Origin of the sequence: Flavobacterium hibisci, assembly GCF_020026925.1 — a bacterium.
In the GTDB taxonomy this organism is placed as follows: domain Bacteria; phylum Bacteroidota; class Bacteroidia; order Flavobacteriales; family Flavobacteriaceae; genus Flavobacterium; species Flavobacterium hibisci.
Map to the genome: position 1 here is coordinate 12048 of NZ_JAIQDW010000015.1, position 21438 is coordinate 33485.

Genomic DNA, 21438 nt, shown 5'->3' on the forward strand with positions numbered 1-21438 from the left:
TTTTAAGCTCAATATAATCGGGTAAACTTAAGATCATGGATACACAACAATCGTTTTTCCTTCGACCTTAAATTTTATATTACTAAGCTCAAGCACTTTTAATACTTCAGATAAATTTTTATTCATAAATGTACCACCATTAAACCTTACGTCCGATACATCGCCACGGTACTCAACTTTAATTCCGTACCAGCGTTCCAATTGTTTCATTACCGTTTTCAGGTCGGCATTATCAAATTTAAAACGGCCATTTTTCCAGGCAATAGCTGCTTCTGTATCCACTTTTCGAATGGTAATCCTGCCAAGATTATCAGATACATTAGATTGTTCTCCAGGCTTTAAGACTGCTTTTTGATTTTTAGAAGTAACTGCTACACTTCCTTCCAGTAATGTTGTTTTCACAAATGGTTCATTATGGTAAGCATGAACATTAAAATGAGTTCCCAGAACCTCTATAGACTGAGTATCTGATTTTACGATAAAGGGTTTATTTTTATTTTTAGCTACTTCAAAGTAAGCCTCCCCTTCTAATTCTACGATTCTTTCTTTACCATTAAAACGGGTTGGATATTTAATAGAAGAAACAGTGTTTAGATAAACTTTGGTTCCATCTGCTAAAACAATATTATATTGCCCTCCTGTTGGTGTTGAAAGTGTATTGAACGAATTAGCATCAGCTATTGAAACATCAGCATCAGGATTTATGGTATAAGTAATAACTCCGTTAGCATCCATTTTGATTGTAACTTCTTCTTTTTCTCCTTCGTGGGCAATAGTATCTTTTGCAGAAATATCAGACAAAACAATTTGTTTTCCGTTCGAAAGCGTTAAAATCCCTCTGTTACCTCCAGGGGCAATGTCCTTTGGTTTTTCAGCAACCTCAATAATTTGTTCTTTTGGTTTTGTAAAATAAAATATTCCTGTACCGAGCAATAAAACTATGGATGCAGCAGCAGCATATTTATAAAACTGATTTTTATTTTTTTCCGGACTAATGTTTTTGTCAATAGCTTTCCATGCGTCATCCAGATTTATCTCCTTGATATCATCCGTTTGATAGTTATCTTGAACTTTGGCAAAATAAGCCCTATTGGCCGCAGATTGATTGTACCATAAATCAAAAACCGATTCTTCTTCGGGAGTAAGAGTATTGTGTATTTTCTTTATGATCAGTTTAAATTCCATTTTCAGAATCTCTTTAAATTAACAATTACCTGATGTAATTTATAACTAAGACAACCGAAACTAAAGAATGGGTGACAAAAGTTTAAGAAAAAGTGAAGAAAAAATTAAATTTACCAACAAACGAGGTAACTTTCTTACGAATGAATGGATAATAAAGCTAATATAATAACCAACGATTCGCTAATTTTCACCTTTGCTCTCTTAAGCTGCGTTTTTACAGTGTTTACGGAAATCCCCATTTCATCGGCGATTTCTTCGTATTTATAATTTTCAATAAATTTAAGTTTGAAAACCTGCTGCATACTTTTCGGAAAAGTTTCTATAATCTTTAAAATATGATGGTAAAGAATTGTTTTCTCTTCTTCAGAAATCAAATCCAAATCTTCTTCTAAAACCAGCATTGAATTTAAATCAATTACATTTAAATCATCTGTTATTTTTACCGATTTCAGATAATTCAGGCATTTGTTGCGTACCATTGCATACAGGTAAGCTTTAAGAGAAGTTTTTATTTCAATGTTTTTTGCATTTTCCCATAACGAAATAAATACTTCCTGTACAGCATCTTCACTTGATTCCTGATCGAATAAAAAATTGTTGGCATATACAACCAGCCCTTTATAAAAATGGTTAAATACATTTTTGTAAACGGATTTATTTTGATTTTGAAGTTCTTTTAAGACAATATCTATTTCCAAAGTAAGTATAAAAAGCAAATAGGCTATAAAAAACAAATCTATGTATTTTTAATTTTTCAGCAAATATGTATTGAATTTCTTTGAATAATCATAAAAAAGTCCATTATATTCCCTTATTATTTTGAATATAAAAAAAATACAACATTAAAATTATAATAAAAAAACAATATTAGTACTTCTCTTACTATGCAAATTATGTTCTTTAATACTATTTATCTGAATGATATTTCTATCTATTACTAATGTACGAATATAATTAGGAACTGCGTTTGAAAACATCCCCATTTTACTATAAGATTAAACTAGAAAAGGAGCCATGATCAGGCCCCTTTATTTTTTAACTTAACATGAATTTATCTGATTAAATCAAATCGATCCAGATTCATTACTTTATTCCATACAGCAACAAAATCATTGATGAATTTTTCCTGTGCATCACTGCTTGCGTAAACCTCGGCAATAGCTCTTAATTCTGAATTAGATCCAAAAACAAGATCTGCACGTGTACCAATCCATTTTGGCTGACCGGTATTACGATCGTTTCCGGCATAAAGTTCCTTGTCATCAGATAAAGCCTGCCATTTTGTATTCATATCCAGCAAATTGACAAAGAAATCATTGGTAAGCTGACCCGGACGATCGGTGAAAACACCATTTTTACTTCCGTCAGTGTTGATATCCAGAACACGTAACCCACCTAAAAGTATTGTAAGTTCAGGTGCAGTAAGTGTCAGTAAATTTGCTTTATCTATAAGAAGTTCCTCAGTAGATACTGTCGATTTTGTACTTCTATAATTACGGAATCCGTCTGCTTTAGGCTCCAGATAACCGAAAGATTCAACATCTGTCTGTTCCTGGGAAGCATCCATTCTGCCCGGAGCAAAAGAAATATTAACGGAATATCCTGCATTCTTAACAGCCTTTTCTATTCCTGCATTACCCGCTAAAACTATTAAATCTGCTAATGAAACTTTTTTGTCATTTCCTTGTGCAGCATTAAATTCATTTTGAATACTTTCAAGTTTGTCTAAAACCTTTTTAAGTTGTACCGGATTATTTACCTTCCAGTCTTTTTGAGGAGCCAGTCTGATTCGTGCTCCATTTGCTCCGCCACGTTTATCCGAACCTCTAAAAGTAGATACCGATGCCCACGAAGTAGCAACTAACTCAGAAATACTTAAGCCTGAATTCAGTATTTTTTGTTTCAATTGAGTAATGTCATTTTCATCAATCAAAGTATGGTTAACTTCAGGAATAGGATCCTGCCATAACAATTCTTCCTGAGGTACATCTGGACCCAGATAGCGTGAACGTGGTCCCATATCCCTGTGTGTCAGTTTAAACCATGCACGTGCAAAAGCATCTGCAAAAGCATCCGGGTTTTCCAGAAATTTTCGGGAGATCTTCTCATAAGCAGGATCAAACCGTAATGATAAGTCAGTTGTAAGCATCGTCGGTAAGTGCTTTTTAGAACTATCAAATGCGTCAGGAATAATAGGTTCTGCATTTTTAGCTACCCATTGGTGAGCTCCGGCCGGACTTTTAGACAGTTCCCATTCAAAACCAAATAAATTTTCGAAGAAATTATTACTCCATTGCGTTGGCGTTTTTGTCCACGTTACTTCCAATCCGCTTGTGATGGTGTCAGGACCTTTACCTGAACCAAAACTATTTTGCCAGCCAAAGCCCTGTAATTCTATACCTGATGCTTCCGGCTCTTTATCTACGTGATCTGAAGAAGCAGCACCGTGAGTTTTACCAAATGTGTGTCCTCCAGCAATTAGCGCTACTGTTTCTTCATCATCCATTGCCATACGTCCGAAAGTATCGCGAATATCTTTGGCTGCCAAAACTGGATCAGGATTTCCATCCGGTCCTTCAGGATTTACATATATAAGTCCCATTTGTACTGCTGCAAGCGGTTTCTCCAGATTTCTGGTATGAACTTGCCCATCTGCATTGTCATCAGATGATACTACTCCATGATCTTTTGGTACTCCATCTGAACCATCAGCATAACGTTCGTCTCCTCCAAGCCAGGTAGTTTCAGAACCCCAATAAACTGATTCGTCCGGTTCCCACACGTCTGCTCTTCCTCCGGCAAAACCGAATGTTTTAAAACCCATAGATTCCAGGGCAACGTTTCCTGTTAATATCATTAAATCTGCCCACGATATTTTTCGCCCGTATTTTTGCTTGATTGGCCATAAAAGTCTTCTGGCTTTATCCAGACTTACATTATCAGGCCAACTGTTTAAGGGAGCAAAACGCTGTTGTCCTGCACCGGCTCCACCTCTTCCGTCATGAACACGATACGTTCCGGCACTGTGCCATGCCATACGAATAAACAAACCACCATAATGACCAAAATCTGCTGGCCACCAGTCCTGAGAATCCGTCATAAGCTCATGCAAATCCTTTTTTACAGCTTCAAGGTCAAGAGTTTTAAAAGCTTCTGCATAATCAAAATCATTTCCCATTGGATCTGATAATGAGGAATTCTGTCTCAGAATGTTTACTTTTAACTGTTTCGGCCACCAGTCACGGTTTTTTGTACCTGATGCCGCCGCTTTGTCTATACTGCCATTATGAAAAGGGCACTTACTAATGTCATTTGATTGATTTTCCATACTATACTTTTTTGATTTTTAGAATAACCGAAAACGAATTTAAGAACTAAACGATTAGACTTTATGCTTTTTTTATATTATATCAACCTACCTTAATAGATAAAATCTATTGAAAATAAACTTTCAAAACTCTATAAAATTATTCGAATAAAATTTACAATTAAAATTACAAAAAATACTTTTTAATTTTTACGAGTATTATCTTAAAAAAGCTAATGAAGATCATGTAAAAAACAGGAATTATTATATAAACAACCAATTAAGAATTATAACTTAATTTAGTATAAATGAATACTATTTGATTGAATTTATAATAGATGTAAAATAATTACAATGAGCGATATAGCACAAAGATTTCCTGAAAATCCAATATTAATGCCTAAAGATCTTAAATCAAGCACTCCTGATTTGCAAATTATCAGCCTGTTAAATCCGGGAGTTTTTGTATTTGAAAACAAAACATGGCTTTTGGTACGGGTCGCCGAAAGTATTTCGCAAAAAGAAGGTGTTATTTTTTTTCCTGTAATTAATGAATTAGGAAAAGTAGAAATTATTGAAATCCCGCTGAATGATCCTGATCTTGTAGCTACAGATGCCCGAATTGTTCAATATAAAGGCCTGGATTATTTGACTACGCTTTCACATTTACGTATTCTGTGCAGTGATGATGGCATTCATTTTTATGAACCTGAAGGTTATAGTTCTTTATTTGGTTTAGGTACGCTTGAACAATTTGGTATAGAAGATGCCCGTGTAAGCAAACTCGAAGATACTTACTATATTACCTACACCGCGGTTTCTTCCAATGGAGTTGGCGTTGGAATGCGTACCACAAAGGACTGGACAAATTTTGAACAAAAAGGGATGATATTTCCTCCACACAATAAAGATTGCGCCATTTTTGAAGAAAAAATAAATGGCAAATTCTATGCGTTGCATCGCCCTTCAAGTCCGCAGATTGGAGGTAATTTTATCTGGTTAGCCGAATCTGCTGACGGTGTACATTGGGGAAATCATCAGTTTCTAGTTGGGACCCGAAAAGGACTTTGGGACAGTGCCAGAGTTGGTGCCGGTGCTGCCCCGATTAAAACGGATAGAGGCTGGCTAGAAATATATCATGGAGCCAATGCTGAACACCAATATTGTCTGGGAGCTTTTTTAATGGATTTAAATGATCCCTCAAAAGTAATTGCCCGAACATTAGAACCAATAATGATGCCTCAGGAAAATTATGAACTAAGCGGGTTTTTCGGCTATGTGGTTTTCACTAATGGGCATGTTCTAGAAGGAGACAAACTTACTATATATTATGGAGCAGCTGATGAATTTGTCTGTGGGGCTCATTTTTCTATTGCTGAAATTTTATCTTGCCTGGTTAACGAATCCTGATGATCTTTTTATTATCAATTAATTATTAATCGAATTCAAAAAAACAAAGCCTGCAAAATAATATACAGGCTTTAAAACTGAAAAGGTTAAAGTGTTTTATTTTTCTTTATTCTTAGCAGACTTAACATCGACGCTGTCTTTTCTTACTCCTGAAGAGCTTGTGTATACAGATCCATCATTAGGGTCAGGACCAGGCCCGCTTCCAGTACCAGCACTGCTAGCATTTGGGTTGTTTGTACCGTTATTAACTTTTGGGGCATTACTTCCTGTTGTATTAGCTCCATTATTTTTATCGAGGTTTGTGGTATCTGAAATTGTGCCTGATGTATCAACTGTAGTCTTATGCGTATCGATTTCATCGCTGTACCCATCCTGATTATTTTTACAGGAAGAAAATACTCCCATCATAATAAGCAACAATAGGATTTTTGAATTGAATAGTGTTTTCATAGTATTTGATTTTAAAGCTTAAAACTCAAATTTAAATGATGAAATAGTGATTTTTTTACATAATTATTCTTTTATCTTACAGAAATAAATAATTGTACATCATTACTTTAAATCACAACTATATAATAACGCAAACAAATTCATAAAAAACTCCATTAAAAAATAATGGAGTATGGAAGTGTAATGAGTTTATGGTATTGACAACCTATCTAAATTTCATCCAGATCAAATATTTTCCCTAAGTGTTCTTCCATAATAAAATAAGGATTATGGGTCTGTGTGACAGCTCTGATGTGAATAAGACTTGTTTTACTCATCATTCTGAGCATCTGCCTGCGTTCACATTTTATAATTTCACCATTTTCTATTCGTTGGCCGGCAACAAATGCACTTCGTCCATGTGCACACAAATGATTGTTTACAAAAATAAGATCTCCTGAATTTGGAATATAATCACTATTGATTAGTGTTTTTGCTTCGTCCCAAAAATCTATTAAGTTATTAAGGGCTTCAGATGTCTGTCCTGCATTTTCATTAAAAATTTGCTCAGCAGCATCAAAACGAATAAAAGGAAGATCCCTGTTTCCATACAATACAGACGCTAATGGTGCGGAGTCTGAAATGTCTTCATTTTCATAATTGGCATCTTTTGGACACTGATAAATAGGTTCAAATAACTTTTCCATTACAGCATTAACCTCTCCATGTGAACGGATAGAATATAATGTTGATGGCACTCTTTCTTCATTTCTTAGATAAAGAAAGCTTAAAAAATCAGCCTGATGTGATAAAAAGGCATCCTCGGTATGTACAAATAAATCGGTTTTAGAGCCTGATCCTGTCTGTGTCATTGCCATATTTTCATCCGGAATTACAGCATGTAAAAGCCCTCCACCCTTTCTCTGAGCATAATACTGAACAGGTTTTGAAGGTACAGCTCCGTGCAGTAACGAACAGATAAAACCATATTTATTTAACTTTTCGTAATCTGCTCCCTGCCAGTTAGGAGGTGTAGGTCCCAAATCTTCCTGATCGACTTCTAAAAGCCCTTTAAAGACAATCGCACCATATTGTTCAGCTGAAAAATCGGTTCCAAACTGGCTCAAAATTCGGGTTATTCGTTCGGGCAATAATTGAAAAGCATGGAGATGAAGAGACGATATATATTCAGGGTTTTCATAATTGCCAAATGCTTTCATCAAAAGGCTTCCCACATTTGATAAAATATTTCTCTCCTGAGGTGATATTTCTATTATTACAGGCTTTGTAGGAATATCAAAAGACAATGGTTCATTAGTAGATCTTTCAATCGAAAGAATTGATTGTGATTTCATTATTTAATTCGCTTTAGGTTATTAAAATACAATTGAAACATTAAACACAATGCACTAAAAATAAGCATTATATAAAATTAATTTTATAACAACAATTTATTTATGTACGGGCATTCGTATAAAATTTTCATATTTATTTTTTTTTATTCATATTAATTTATACATTTGTTTTTACTTAGTCTAAATAACATTTACTTACAAATATATTTTTAATTAATCTAAATAACAATAAATTTCTTAGAAAAATTTAAAAAAATATGAAAATAGAAGACAATCCCAGTAAAATAAGAGCTTCAGATTACTCTGATAAATCAAAAAAAATCTCAGAAAATATTCGGAAGAGAAGAAGCATTTTTGGTGATCAATTTGTCAAGGGAGAATTGCCTGATGACCTGCTCGATGAAATTCTAATAAACGCTATGTGGGCACCCAATCACAAAATGACTGAACCCTGGAGATTTATTGTTTTAAGAGGAAAATATCTTGAAGAATATGGCGAATACATGGCCAATTATTACAAAGACTCTTATGCAAAAGAACTCTCACCTGATGCATTAGTAAAAAAACTGAATTATCTGCGAAACTATCCTTTGAACGCTGTTTGCATAATTGGAATAATTCTGGTTCGAAACACTAAAATCAATCTTCCGGAGTGGGAAGAAATTGCCGCGGTATCTTCTGCTGTACAAAATATGGCACTCACTTGTACTGCGAATAAGATTGGAAGTTACTGGAGTACCAAAAATGTGGCTATTGATTACGTGAGCGAATTTGGTCTTGGTGAAAATGAAAAATCATTAGGCCTTCTCTATCTGGGCTATTATGATGATAAATTAAAAATATCAAAAAAGAAGAGAACTCCTTTATCTAAAAAAGTGATTTATCTGCAATAAATTATTAACAAACCTTAAATAAAACCCATTATGAGCAACACATTAATGAATGATGAGGCACAAAAAAATTCTGTGCTTACTCCCGATCAGGATTATTATAAAGATATTTTTCATCAACATGCTAATGATGAATATGCTGAAGCCATACAATTAGCGCAAAACCGTGTTTCGGACTTTCTAAAAAACAACCGAAAACCTTTCAGCGGAATCAGGCCTGATGAAATGAAAGCAAAAGTTGAAAATGTAGATCTGGATATTCCCCTACCCGATTACGAAAGCTTATTAAATGAAGTGGATGAGTTGTATGTACAACATGCTACAGCCTATCATTTACCGGAATATATTGCGCACTTAAATTGTCCTGTGGTAATTCCGGCACTGGCAGCCGAAGTATTGATCAGCGCCATTAATTCATCTCAGGACACGTATGATCAAAGTGCCGGAGGAACTTTTATAGAACGAAAACTAATTGACTGGACCAGCAAACAAATTGGCTATTCTGAAAATGCGGATGGTATTTTTACTGCCGGGGGTTCCCAAAGTAATTTAATGGGATTATTACTGGCAAGAGATTATTTTTCTCTTGAATATCAAAAATGGAACATCAAACTTGACGGGCTTCCGCCTGATGCGAGTAAGTTTAGAATTTTTGTTTCGGATAAAGCACATTTCAGTAATCATAAAAATGCATGGATTTTAGGACTTGGTGAACAGGCCATTGTACATGTGGGCGTGGATACCAGATACAGAATGGATCCTAAACAACTTGAAAAAGCAATTGCTGCAGAAATAGAAAAAGGCAATATTCCGATTGCTATTACAGCCACAGCGGGAACAACCGATTTTGGAAATGTTGATCCGTTAACTGAAATAGCTCATATTGCCAGCCGCCACAATTTATGGCTTCATGTTGACGCCGCTTATGGATGCGGATTATTGCTGACAGAAAAATACAGATATCTCTTAAACGGAATTGAACTTGCAGATTCGGTAACCATCGACTACCATAAATCTTTCTTTCAGCCGATTAGCAGCAGCGCTTTTATAGTAAAAAACAAACTGCATCTTAACATTATCAAGCACCACGCCGATTATCTGAATCCAAAAGAGCAGAATTATGATGCACTTCCGGCGCAAATCAACAAATCCATTATTCAGAGTACCCGTCGTTTTGATGCGCTTAAACTTTGGTTTACGCTTCGTTATATGGGTAAAGAAAAGCTTGGGCAATATACGGACACCATCATAGAAACAGCCCAGCAAACGGCTCATTACTTAGAAAATGATGAAAATTTTGAACTTTTATGCCACTCTGATATGGGCGTATTAGTCTTCCGTTTTATCAATGGTCTTGATCAGGCTAATTATTGTAATATCAATCAGTACATCAAAGAAAAATTATTTTTTAGCGGAGACGTTTTGGTTGCCAGCACAAAAGTAAATGGAAATTTCTATCTCAAATTCACCATTTTCAATCCATTGACTACGCTTAATGATATCAAAAACATTCTTAACCTCATTAAACAAAACGGAAATGAATACCAACAACTCAACTAATTTTCAACAGCTGGCAGAGCAGGTTAATTTTAAATCCCTGCTGAATTGTTATTGCAGGGAATTCAGGAACTGGAGCCGTTATGAAGGTATTCCGAAATACGATCCGGCTTTGGCAGATTATATGCAGACCATCAATCATAAATCATTTCTCCGATTTGATTTTACTGATATCGGTCAGGAAGTTTTTGCGCCTTTGACTTATTTTTCAGAAAGCGGGGTTCATTCTTTTGGATTTCCGGTTGTTGCACGTAATGCTGCTTCTGATCAAATCAAAGAAATTAGTCCTTTGGATTTTGTAGAATTTGTTGCTGCTTTTGCTAAAAAAGAATATCCTGAACTCGATTCCCTTCCTACTCAAAAACGTATGCAAAACAGTATTGATAATCTGGCTTTTTATCTCGCTCAATACAAAGAGAATAATCTTGTAGCCAATAATCCTGAGCAATCGTTTATTGAATCAGAACAATCACTGATTTTAGGACATAGTGTGCATCCCCTTCCTAAAAGCAGGGAAGGTTTTACTCATGAGGAACTGAAAAAATATTCTCCGGAAACGGCAGGACAATTCCCATTGCATTTTTTCCTTATTCATCCGGATAATGTACTCGAAAAAAGTGCCGAAGATTATCTGATGACGGATTATCTCAAAAATGAAATTTCAAAATATGTAGATAACAGCACTAAAGAATTACTGATTTTATATCCGGAATGGAAAGTAGTTCCAACACACCCATGGGAAGCCGAGTATTTATTAAATCAGGCTGAAGTAAAAGAAATGCAGTCAAAAAAACTGCTTTTCAGTCTGGGACAATTCGGACCATCGTATACTGCTACCTCATCGGTTCGTACGGTTTACAATGCAGAAAGCGAATGGATGTATAAATTTTCACTTCATGTAAAAATCACCAACTCATATCGTGTCAATTATCTTCATGAATTAAACCGTGGTTATGATGCCGGCAAACTCATGAAAACAGAATGGGGAAAAGGAATTGAAAAAGAGTATCCTGAAGTACAGCTCATTTGCGATCCTGCTTTTATTTCGGTGGTTTATGAAGATAAGGTCATTGATGGCTTTAGCACCAGTGTACGCCAAAATCCTTTCCATGGGGCAAATGCCAGAAAAAATGTGAGCATGGTTGCTTCTTTATGTCAGGATGGTGTGCTGGGTGAATCAGCCAGAATACTGAATATCATTAACGAATCGGCAAAAAGACTGGACAAAGAAGTGACTGATACAGCCATCGACTGGTTTAAGCAATACCTTAAAGTTACTTTACATCCGTTAGTAGGCATCTTCAATAAATACGGATTTGGAGCAGAATTCCATCAGCAAAACATCCTTATAGAATTTGATGACAATCTTTTTCCGTCTAAAATGTATTTCAGGGACAATCAGGGTTATTTTTTCCGTCAGGGAAAAACGGAGGAATTACAGAATCTAATTACAGGTTTTGGTGACGAAAGCCGAAATTTTATAGCCGAAAGCCGAATTATTAACCTTTGGGGCTATTATTTTTTAGTGAATCATCTTTTTGGAATTGTAAATGTTTTAGGCAAAAATAAACTGGCCAATGAATCATCTCTTCTGAACATTATATATGAAGCGTTCAAAACAGAAGAAGCAAATGACACCACAGGTCTGGCTTCACATTTTTTAAACAGTATTCAATTGTATGCAAAATGCAACCTACTGACAAGCCTCAACAATATGGATGAAGCCAGTGCGCCAAGAACCAATCCGGCGGTATATTTAAATTATCCAAATCCTTTAAACAAGTACTTTTTTTCTCCAAAACTAATTAATCCTAAAGGAAATGATGTGATTTTTAGCCGATACTTCGAAAAGGAAAATGTAACCATAACATTGCGTCCGGTTAATCCTGAACGGGATTTGGAAATGCTGCACGAATGGTTTCATCGTGAACATGCTTTAAAAATCTGGAAAATGAACTGGCCTGTTAAGGAGTTGGAATCATTTTACCGAACGCTCCTTCCCGGAGATATTTCACACAGTTATATCGGCGAAGTCAATGGCGAACCTACATTTAACATGGAAGTATATTGGGCGAACCGTGATATTGTTGGAGGTTATTATGACTCGCTCCCATCCGATTACGGAACGCATTTATTTATCGCGCCAACAGATTCCAAACTGAAATTCACTTCTGCCGTAACGCAATCGATGATGGATTTTGTTTTTGCGGAATCAAAAGTCGGCAAAATGGTGGGCGAAGGAGCGGTAGACTCAATAGCATCAATGCTGAATAAAGCACATGTTGGATTCAAAATTGAAAAAGTAATTGAAATGCCGCATAAAAAAGCCAACCTTAATTATTGCTACAGAGAATGGTATTGGGAAAAATTTCCTGCTGCCAAAAACTTTCAGAACATTCCGGTTTCAGCACCTCAGGTTTAATCAATTAAAAAAAGTAATAATGAGTAAAGAAAAAATATACTCGGTCATAGGTATCGGGATTGGTCCTTTTAATCTTGGTCTTGCCGCCCTTATGGAGCCGGTAGACGAACTTTCATCACTGTTTTTCGATCAGTCAGCCAGTTTTGACTGGCATCCGGGTCTGATGTTAAATAACGCCACACTTCAGGTTCCGTTTTTAGGAGATCTGGTTACAATGGCAGATCCCACAAGTCAATATACGTTCCTGAATTTTATCAAAAAAAGCGGACGTTTGTATAAATTCTACATCCGTGAAAATTTCTTTATTTTCAGAAGAGAATACAATGAATATTGTAAATGGGTGGCTTCTAAACTTCATAATTTAAAATTCTCCCACAAAGTAGTTTCTCTGGATTATGTTGATGGCTTATATAAAGTAGTCGTGATGAATACAGAAACCTGCATCACATCAGCCTATTATGCCGAAAAAATTGTTTTAGGGACAGGAACTTCTCCATACATTCCTGATTTTATCGAAAAACAGGAACTGCCAAATGTGATTCATGCATCGAAATATTTATATTCCAAATCGAGAATCAAAAACAATAATTCGGTTACTATTATTGGTTCAGGTCAAAGTGCTGCAGAAGTATTTCGCGATCTTTTACCGGAAACTGAAAACGGTTTACAACTCAAATGGTACACCCGTTCCTCCCACTTCTTCCCTTTGGATAACAAATCAAAACTGACGCTGGAACTCACTTCTCCTGAATATGTGGATCATTTTCATAGTCTGACGTACGAAAAAAGAAAACAACTTTTAGCCAGACAACACGGACTTTATAAAGGAATCGATCAGGAACTGATTAACGAAATTTTTGACAGCCTTTATGAAATGAGTTTAGAAAACAAGCCTTTGAATGTGGAATTGCGTTCCAATCTGCGTCTCACAACTGTTACTGAAAATGCGGACAGTTCCTACACTATGGACTTTATTCATACCGAACTTGAACAACCCTTTCAGGATCAGAGCGATTACATTATTCTGGCAACAGGTTACAGTTACAAAGAACCGGATATCATTAAAGGAATTGAAAACAAAATTAACCGCCTTGAAAACGGCTTATTCAATGTCAATCGCAATTATACCATTGATAAAGACGGAAAAGACATTTTTGTTCAGAATGCAGAACTGCATACCCATGGACTTTCGACTCCTGACCTGGGCATGGGACCATATCGAAATTCCTGCATCATTAACCAACTAACCAATCGTGAGATTTATAAAGTGGAAAAACGAATCGCCTTCCAGGAATTTGGTGTACTGAAATCAACAGAAGATTTTTTACAAAAGGATGCTATGGCAACCATCAACGAACAATTAGATATCGAGGCCTTACTAAAAACAAATTAAGATGATAACTCCTGAAAATATATTCAACGACACCAAACATCTCGACATAGAAATCTGGAATAAAGTCAACCGAAATCTGTTGGCTAAAAGTATCTCTGAACTGATGCGCGAAGATCTGGCAAAACCGGAAATCATAAGCAAACAAGAAGATGGTCTGACTCATTTTAGATTAGCAGCTGATAAAGAAAATCTGCATTATACTTTTTCTGCTTACCCAAGATTTATCAATTACTGGCATATTATAAAGGAAAGTATTCGTAAAAATGAAGACGGGCAGGAATCAGCGACAATTGATGTTCCTAATTTCTTTATAGAATTTCAGGAAACTTTTGGCATAAACTCCTTTACGCTGGCTCATTATGCTGAAGAGTTACTGCATACTTTATACGCTGATGCCTTTATCCATTCTCAGAAACGTTTGTCGGCTTCAGAACTCGCAGATGCCGATTTTCAAACTATTGAACACAGTCTTGATGGACATCCATGGGTCATTGTAAATAAAGGCCGCATTGGTTTTGATTCGCAGGATTATCAGAATTTTGCACCTGAATCTGGTCAGAATACACGTTTGGTTTGGGTTGCCGCTCATAAAAGCCGTACTACTTTTCGTTTATTGGAAACTATGGATCAGCAGCGTTTTTTTGAAAACGAACTGGGCAAAGAAAAAATAGATTCTTTTAAAGCTGTGCTTCATCAGGCAAATGTAAATCCGGATGATTACATCTTTATCCCTGTTCATTCCTGGCAATGGCAGAATAAACATGTGATGCAGTTTGCCCATGATATTGCTTCGAAACAGCTTATTCTTTTAGGACTTTCAGATGATTTGTACAGTCCGCAACAAAGTATTCGTACGTTTTTTAACCAGAGTCAGCCACAGAGACACTATGTAAAAACAGCGATATCTATCTTAAACACCAGCCACATCAGAGGATTATGTGCCAAACAATTATCCATTGCGCCTAAATTAACCGGTTGGATAAAAAATTTATTAGAAAAAGATTTACATCTGCAAAATATGGGCGTTGTACTCTTGGGCGAAGTCGTTTCGGTAAGTTATACACATCCGAGTTACAGTAAAATTGCAAATCCTCCTTATCAGTACAATGAGCTTTTGGGAGCGATGTGGAGAGAAAGTCCGGTTAACTTTTTAAAGCCAGGAGAAAATCTGATGACGATGGCGGCTTTATTATATGTAGACAATCAGGGCAAAAGTCTGATTCAGGAACTGATTGAAAAATCAGGTCTTTCTACAGAACAGTGGTTAAAAGCCTATATGACAGCTTATCTTAAACCGGTGTTGCAGATTTATTACCAGCATTCTCTATGTATTGATCCGCATGGGCAAAACGTAATCCTTATTTTAAAAGATTATGTCCCTACGCGTATTGCTTTGCAGGATTTTGTAGGCGATATTTTAATTAATGAAGAAGGGAAGAAAAAACTGCCTCAGGAATTCATTGATAATATGTTCAATGCTTCTCCAAATCCTGAAAATGCTCCGTTGGTTATTCTGATAGCGGTTTTTGATGCTTTTTTCAGATACCTGAGCGATGTGTTAATCACAACTGCAGACTATTCGGAAGTTTCGTTTTGGAATTGTGTTTACGAAGTCATCACAGAATATCAGGAAGAACATCCGGAACTACAGGAAATGTTTGAAAAATACGATTTGCTGATTCCGGAATTCAAGCGTCTTATTTTTAACAGTCGACGTTTGTTTAATGGCTATGAAGAAACTTCCGGTTTTCCTCATATGAAAAAAAGCGGTTTTATACCCAACCCTTTGTACCAGTTGGTTACATCGGAATTGGCAACTTTAAAAGAAAATTCATGAAAGAAGCCCTATTGAAAACGCGTTCCTTTTTTAGCCTTTTAAGGCATTCCATTTCCGGAAAGGAAAGTAATTTTACCTCAGGTAGTATCAACAGAACGATTATTTTATTGTCTGTCCCAATGGTTGCCGAATTACTGATGGAATCATTATTTGTCTGTTGGAACTTGTTTTTCGTCAGCAGATTAGGAACCAATGCCATTTCTATTGCCGGTGCCACAACTACTTTTATTACTTTTTGCTATTCGGTTTCTATAGGATTGGGAATTGCAGCTTCGGCTATGATTTCCAGAAGAATCGGAGAAAAGAAGTTTAAAGCAGCAGGACAAACTGCTATGCAGGTTATTTACATCACAACTCCAATAGCCGTAATTATCAGTATCGTCTGCGCTGTCTGGACTTCAGAAATCATGAGTCTTATGGGGCTCTCCCCTGCCATGGTTCAGGAAGGATATAGTTATGGAGTAGTCATGTTTGCTTCCAGCGGATTTTTGATTCTGCGAATCGTAATCAACGGAATATTTCGTGGAGCCGGTGATGCTTCTACAGCGATGCGGGTATTATGGGTTTCGAACGCACTGAACATCATTTTATGTCCTATTTTCATCTTCGGATGGGGACTTATTCCTGCTTTTGGTTTACTCGGAGTCGGAATCGCAACCTTAATCGCCCGATTGATCGGAGTCCTTTATCAAACGTGGTATCTCATTAGAGGCAAAACCGTAATGAAAATCGGTTTGGCGCAATTGGTATTTCATTTGGATATTTTCAAAAGAATCCTCAAACTGGCTTTCAGCGGAACCGTTCAGTTTATCATTCCTGCTTCCAGCTGGGTATTCATGATAAAAATTATGTCCCATTTTGGAGAAAATGCGCTGGCCGGGTACATTTTGGCACAAAGAGTAACTTCAATTGCTACAATGCCTGCCTGGGGACTTGGAAACGCCGCCGGAATATTAACAGGCCAAAATCTGGGTGCCAGACAGCCCGACCGTGCCGAAAAATCGGTTTGGAGAGCCGGAATGCTCAATATGGGATTTCTGGTTTTTATTGCCGTATGCTGGATATTTCTAGCAGTTCCGGTGGTGAAAATCTTTACTGATACTCCGGAAGTAATTTCTCAAAGTACGATGTATATCCATCTTATTTCGATGGCGTATGTTTTATTAGGATACACCATGGTTATTTCAAGGGCACTCAATGCTGCCGGAGAAGTAAAAGTCGTTACCTGGCTTTATATTTTGATGTTTTATATCGTACAGATACCTTTTGCCTATTTGTTGGGAATCGCTTTTGATCTGGGCTCTAATGGTGTCTTTACCGCCATCCTGCTTTCAGAAATTGTACTGGCCGTAGCCTGTATTATCATCTTTCGAAAAGGAAAATGGAAAACAACTAAAGTTTAATCAATTTTAAATCAATTAAAAAATCATGAACACAACAGCACAATTACACAGCGTATTTTCAAGAGCTTTTGAAATACCGGTTGAAACTATAAACGATGAGTTAGAATATCAGGGAATAGCCGAATGGGATTCGATGAGCCATCTGGTACTGGTTGAGGAACTGGAAAGAACCTATAACATTTCAATAGACATGGAAGATATTCTGGATATGGGAAGCGTTGAAAAAATAAAAAACCTTCTTAAAAAACATGGATTTGAAATTAATTAGCAACCAACATTAGAAACATGGAATTATATGAATTAATCTCAAAAAACGAAAATTTAATCTTTACGGATGCTGCTTCGGGTGCTACTAAATCAATAAAAGAAATACATCAGTCTCTCGAAATTGAGAACTTGAGATCTGTTGTTTTTATATATAATGACAATCAGTTACCGGCTATAGAGACTTTATTAAATTTTTATCAAAGCCGATTTACAATTGCACTACTCGGACAGGGAACCAATACCGATTTTAAGGAAAATTTAGAAGCAAAATATACGCCTTATTACATTTATGATCCGTCACGAAATAGTATCGAAGGTTACACTGCTGTACATGTTTCTGATACTATCGTGCTTTTCAGACGCAATGAAAATTCGATTTATCCGATACATCCCAAAATTAAATTACTGCTGAGTACTTCCGGAACAACCGGATCTCCAAAATTTGTGAGACTGTCTGTTGAAAACTTAGTGCAAAATGCCAAATCTATTTTGGAATATCTGCCAATTAAAAGTGATGATGTAGTGCCTTTGAATGTTCCGGTTCATTCGGTTTACGGAATGTCAATTTTTAATACGAATTGTATAAAAGCACATCAGATTGTATGTACGGACAAAGATGTTTTTCAGAAAGATTTCTGGTCAGATTTGAAGCATTACGGATATGCTACATTGGGAGGTGTACCTTATTTTTATGAAATGCTTCATAGCATTGGTTTCTTCAGAAAAGACTATCCTTCATTACGCTATTTTACACATGGTGGCGGAATGTTAAGTCATAAACTGATTGAAATCATTTCAGAATATAACGAAAAGTTTGATAAACAGTTCTTTGCTCAATATGGCCAGACTGAAGCTAGCGGACGAATGTCTTTTTTACCTCCAAAAGACCTGCTGAGAAAAGCAACTTCAATCGGACGCGCTATTAAAAACGGGCGTTTTGAAATTGATAATGAAACTTCGGAGCTTATTTATTACGGTCCAAATATTTTTGGCGGTTATGCCGAAAGAAGAGCTGACCTGCAATTTTATGATCAGGAAGAAAAGCTGCATACAGGTGATCAGGCAAGAGTAGATGCTGAAGGTTATTACTATATCACAGGCCGTTTAAAAAGAATTGTCAAACTGTTTGGTATCCGTATCAATCTGGATGAAATAGAATTGCTTCTAAAAAACACTCTTGGAGGACAAACCTTTATTTGCCTGAATATTCATGACAAACATTTAGCTGTCTTATATACCGATGAAAACGTAAACAAAGAAGTAATTGTAAACGTTTTAAAAGCAAAATTAAGTCTTCACTCCAGCTCCTTAAAAGTAATTTACTTAGATACTGTACCACTTACTGCTAACGGAAAGGTAAATTATCCTGTTATTAAAGAATCACTCGAATCTGAAATAGCAATGTAAAAACTATAAATTGTAAAACACAAAAAGACCTCTAATCCTTGCGAATTAGAGGTCTTTTTTATTGGGATAAAACGATTAGAATTTAAATGTTAAACTTCCCAAAACAGTAGTTGGTGCCTGAGGTGCTCCCCATGTACTCCAGTATTTTTCATTAGTTAAATTATCTACCTTAAGTCCTAATCTCCATGTTGGCTGCTCGTAAAATACAGTTGCGCTGTAAATAGTATAAGATGGAATGTAAAAAGTATTCGCTGTACTCATGTAACTTTCATCTACATAATTTGCGCCAACTCCTGCACCTAAACCTTTTAACTTATTCTGAAGCTTATAAGAAGCCCAAAAGTTTACCACATGCTCTGGTGCATCCTGAGCCTTATTACCTTCAATAGCTTTATTAGCGTCGCTTGTTTTTTCGATACGGTTATCATTATACGCATACCCTGCAGTAATATTTAAACCAGAAATAGGATTCGCCAAAAATTCAAATTCCACTCCTTTACTCACTTGTTTTCCATCCTGCTGATAAACTAAATCAGATTGTCTTATTAATGCATTATCATTAGTAATTTCATAATAACTCACTGTTGTGCTTACTTTTTTATTAAACAGTTCCGCTTTTATCCCTGACTCCCATTGATTAGCATACAACGGATCCGGTACAAATTGTGAACCGTCAGGCTGATTAACCGGCGCAATATTCTGGAAACCATTCATATAATTCCCAAACAATGATAACTGATCATCCAAAAGCTCGAATACCAATCCAAATTTAGGAGATACGGATGTTTGTTTGTACCCCGGCACTGTGCCGCTTTCTTTACGTTCAAAATCATCAAGACGCAAACTAGTCATAATATGTAATCTTTCTGCAATACCCATTACATAAGAAGCATACGCACTATAGGTATTCTCGTCTCTTCCGGCACGTATAACCGGAGCTAACAAAACTGCATCAATATCTTTTTTTCTAACCGGAATAAAATTAGTAGTTACATCAATTGTTCTAAATGGAGCTGTTGGCGTTGGTGTAGATGAAAAAGTATCTGAATAGTTTCTGTAATTCACTCCCGCAACAATTTTATGGCTTAAGATACCTGTTTTAAATTCCCCATTAATATTTTCCTGGATATTAGTATAGTTACTGGATATTGGTCCAAACATCGTCGCGCGTATAGTTACCGTAGTGGGAGAAGTCCATGTTGGCAAAACCTGATAACTATACTCTACATTCTCACTTACATAAGAAAATAAGGTAGTAGATTTCCAGTTGTCTGATATTTGATATTCTGACTGTACGAAAGCTTTTGATGAAGTTGATTTAGCATCGGCATCATCATGAACCAGCGATTTTTTATAATCTAATTTGACATCGGCTGGATTCGTTATACCAGATGTAGCAGCTGCAGCCGGATACAAGGGTTTAGTACTTTTTGCATTATATAGCTCTGCATCGATATTAAATTTAAGCTTATCTGTTGCTTTAAAAGTAAGACTTGGAGTAAAAGATAAAGTGTTAGAATACCCATAATCAAGAAAACTTTTTGCTTTATTTACCCCTACGTTAAGCCTGAAAAGCACTTTTTTATCTTTGGTAAGAGGAGTATTAACATCTGCAGTAAGCTGATGTGTGCCATAACTTCCTGCAGTATATCCTACCTCCGTAGCTGTAGTTTCAAAAGGTTTTTTAGTAACTAAATTGACCACACCTCCAAAAGAAGAAGCTGAAGAACCAAATAAAGTTCCTGAAGGTCCTTTTAATATTTCAATACGCTCAATGTTTGCAATTCCTACAGAAGATCGGCCTGATAAGGTTTCCATTCCATTTCTGGCATTAATCCCAACCGTAAAACCTCTAAAAATAAGTGCAAAACCTCCCGAAGGATAATTAAGCGGCACAACTCCGGGTGCATTTCTCATTGCGGTTGTGATATCAATTGCTGCCTGCTCCTGAAAAAGTTCTTTATGAATTACATTATATACCTGAGGATTTTCAAGGTTTTTTAGCGGCATCCTTGCTATTGTTTCTGTTTTTTTTGACAGCAGGCTTTTTCTGCTGCTAATGACAACTTCCTGTAATTCTTTATTAGAAACCTTCAATTGTAGATTAACTGTAGCTGTTTTATCATCTTCAACCCTAACTTCTTGTTCAGAAGTTTCATAACCTTCCAAAGATATCTGGAGTGTATAAGTATTCTCTTTTACCCTGTTTATTTCGAAACTACCATCATCATTTGTAAAAGTCCCATATTTTGAATTTTTAAGGATGATATTTACGTCTGCTGCAGGTTTTCCCTCAGAAGTTGTGATTTGCCCTTTTATCTTTCCGTGATTTTGTTGCGCAAACGATGAAATGACTATAAATAAAAAGCTAATAGTAAATAAAAATTGTGATGTTCTTAAACTAAGATTTTTCATTGATCTTTAAATTTGGTTAGTATTTTGTTTTTATTTAGAATTAATAAAAACAATGCAAAAGTAAAAATTAATATTAGTTTAACAAGTAAACACCATAAAATTATTTAGAATGATACTAAAGAAGTGTAGGTTTATCTAAAAATAACTATAGATTTGCAGGA

15 protein-coding genes are annotated in these 21438 nt (G+C 36.0%); 9 read left to right on the forward strand and 6 right to left on the reverse strand.

What is annotated here, in order from left to right:
* Positions 1–33: 33 nt before the first annotated feature.
* The 3 genes from K8B81_RS15090 to katG all read right to left on the reverse strand — a co-directional run bounded on the left by K8B81_RS15090 (position 34) and on the right by katG (position 4513).
* Positions 34–1185 (reverse strand): FecR family protein, encoded by a 1152-nt coding sequence (locus K8B81_RS15090; RefSeq protein WP_223682394.1) that lies wholly within the window; start codon positions 1183–1185, stop codon positions 34–36.
* Positions 1186–1319: 134 nt separating this feature from the next.
* Positions 1320–1919: an RNA polymerase sigma factor gene (locus K8B81_RS15095; protein ID WP_223682395.1), complete on the reverse strand. Its 600-nt coding sequence runs from the start codon at positions 1917–1919 to the stop codon at positions 1320–1322.
* A gap of 317 nt (positions 1920–2236) precedes the next feature.
* On the reverse strand, positions 2237–4513 hold the full coding sequence (gene katG / locus K8B81_RS15100) for a catalase/peroxidase HPI (protein ID WP_223682396.1): 2277 nt from the start codon (positions 4511–4513) through the stop codon (positions 2237–2239).
* A gap of 333 nt (positions 4514–4846) precedes the next feature.
* On the opposite strand from katG, the gene K8B81_RS15105 reads away from it, so the two are divergent.
* Entirely contained in the window at positions 4847–5902 is a 1056-nt protein-coding gene (locus tag K8B81_RS15105) for a glycoside hydrolase family 130 protein (RefSeq protein ID WP_223682397.1), read from the forward strand.
* Between the two features lie 96 nt (positions 5903–5998).
* Here K8B81_RS15105 and K8B81_RS15110 read toward each other — a convergent pair whose 3' ends face one another.
* A complete protein-coding gene (locus K8B81_RS15110) occupies positions 5999–6352 on the reverse strand; it encodes a hypothetical protein (protein WP_223682398.1) in 354 nt (117 codons plus the stop codon).
* 209 nt (positions 6353–6561) lie between these two features.
* Entirely contained in the window at positions 6562–7686 is a 1125-nt protein-coding gene (locus tag K8B81_RS15115) for a Fe(II)-2OG oxygenase family protein (RefSeq protein WP_223682399.1), read from the reverse strand.
* Between the two features lie 257 nt (positions 7687–7943).
* On the opposite strand from K8B81_RS15115, the gene K8B81_RS15120 reads away from it, so the two are divergent.
* The 8 genes from K8B81_RS15120 to K8B81_RS15155 are packed head-to-tail and all read left to right on the forward strand — an operon-like array spanning position 7944 to position 18862.
* Complete coding sequence (locus K8B81_RS15120) at positions 7944–8579, forward strand: nitroreductase family protein (RefSeq protein WP_223682400.1); 636 nt, start codon at positions 7944–7946, stop codon at positions 8577–8579.
* Between the two features lie 30 nt (positions 8580–8609).
* Entirely contained in the window at positions 8610–10136 is a 1527-nt protein-coding gene (locus K8B81_RS15125; RefSeq protein ID WP_223682401.1) for a pyridoxal phosphate-dependent decarboxylase family protein, read from the forward strand.
* Positions 10114–12555, forward strand: coding sequence for a GNAT family N-acetyltransferase (locus tag K8B81_RS15130; protein WP_223682402.1), 2442 nt, complete (start codon positions 10114–10116; stop codon positions 12553–12555). The genes K8B81_RS15125 and K8B81_RS15130 overlap by 23 nt, the downstream gene beginning before the upstream one ends.
* Before the next feature lie 19 nt (positions 12556–12574).
* Positions 12575–13948, forward strand: a complete 1374-nt coding sequence (locus K8B81_RS15135) for a lysine N(6)-hydroxylase/L-ornithine N(5)-oxygenase family protein (protein ID WP_223682403.1) — start codon at positions 12575–12577, stop codon at positions 13946–13948.
* Position 13949: 1 nt separating this feature from the next.
* Positions 13950–15785 carry an IucA/IucC family protein gene (locus K8B81_RS15140; RefSeq protein WP_223682404.1) on the forward strand — a complete coding sequence of 612 codons (1836 nt, stop codon included), beginning with the start codon at positions 13950–13952 and terminating at the stop codon, positions 15783–15785.
* Entirely contained in the window at positions 15782–17188 is a 1407-nt protein-coding gene (locus K8B81_RS15145; RefSeq protein WP_223682405.1) for an MATE family efflux transporter, read from the forward strand. The genes K8B81_RS15140 and K8B81_RS15145 overlap by 4 nt, the downstream gene beginning before the upstream one ends.
* 25 nt (positions 17189–17213) lie before the next feature.
* Positions 17214–17456 (forward strand): acyl carrier protein, encoded by a 243-nt coding sequence (locus K8B81_RS15150; protein WP_223682406.1) that lies wholly within the window; start codon positions 17214–17216, stop codon positions 17454–17456.
* A 17-nt stretch (positions 17457–17473) separates the two neighbouring features.
* Positions 17474–18862, forward strand: a complete 1389-nt coding sequence (locus K8B81_RS15155) for an AMP-binding protein (protein WP_223682407.1) — start codon at positions 17474–17476, stop codon at positions 18860–18862.
* 75 nt (positions 18863–18937) lie between these two features.
* On the opposite strand, the gene K8B81_RS15160 is transcribed toward K8B81_RS15155, so the two are convergent.
* On the reverse strand, positions 18938–21277 hold the full coding sequence (locus tag K8B81_RS15160) for a TonB-dependent receptor (RefSeq protein WP_223682408.1): 2340 nt from the start codon (positions 21275–21277) through the stop codon (positions 18938–18940).
* Positions 21278–21438: the final 161 nt, after the last annotated feature.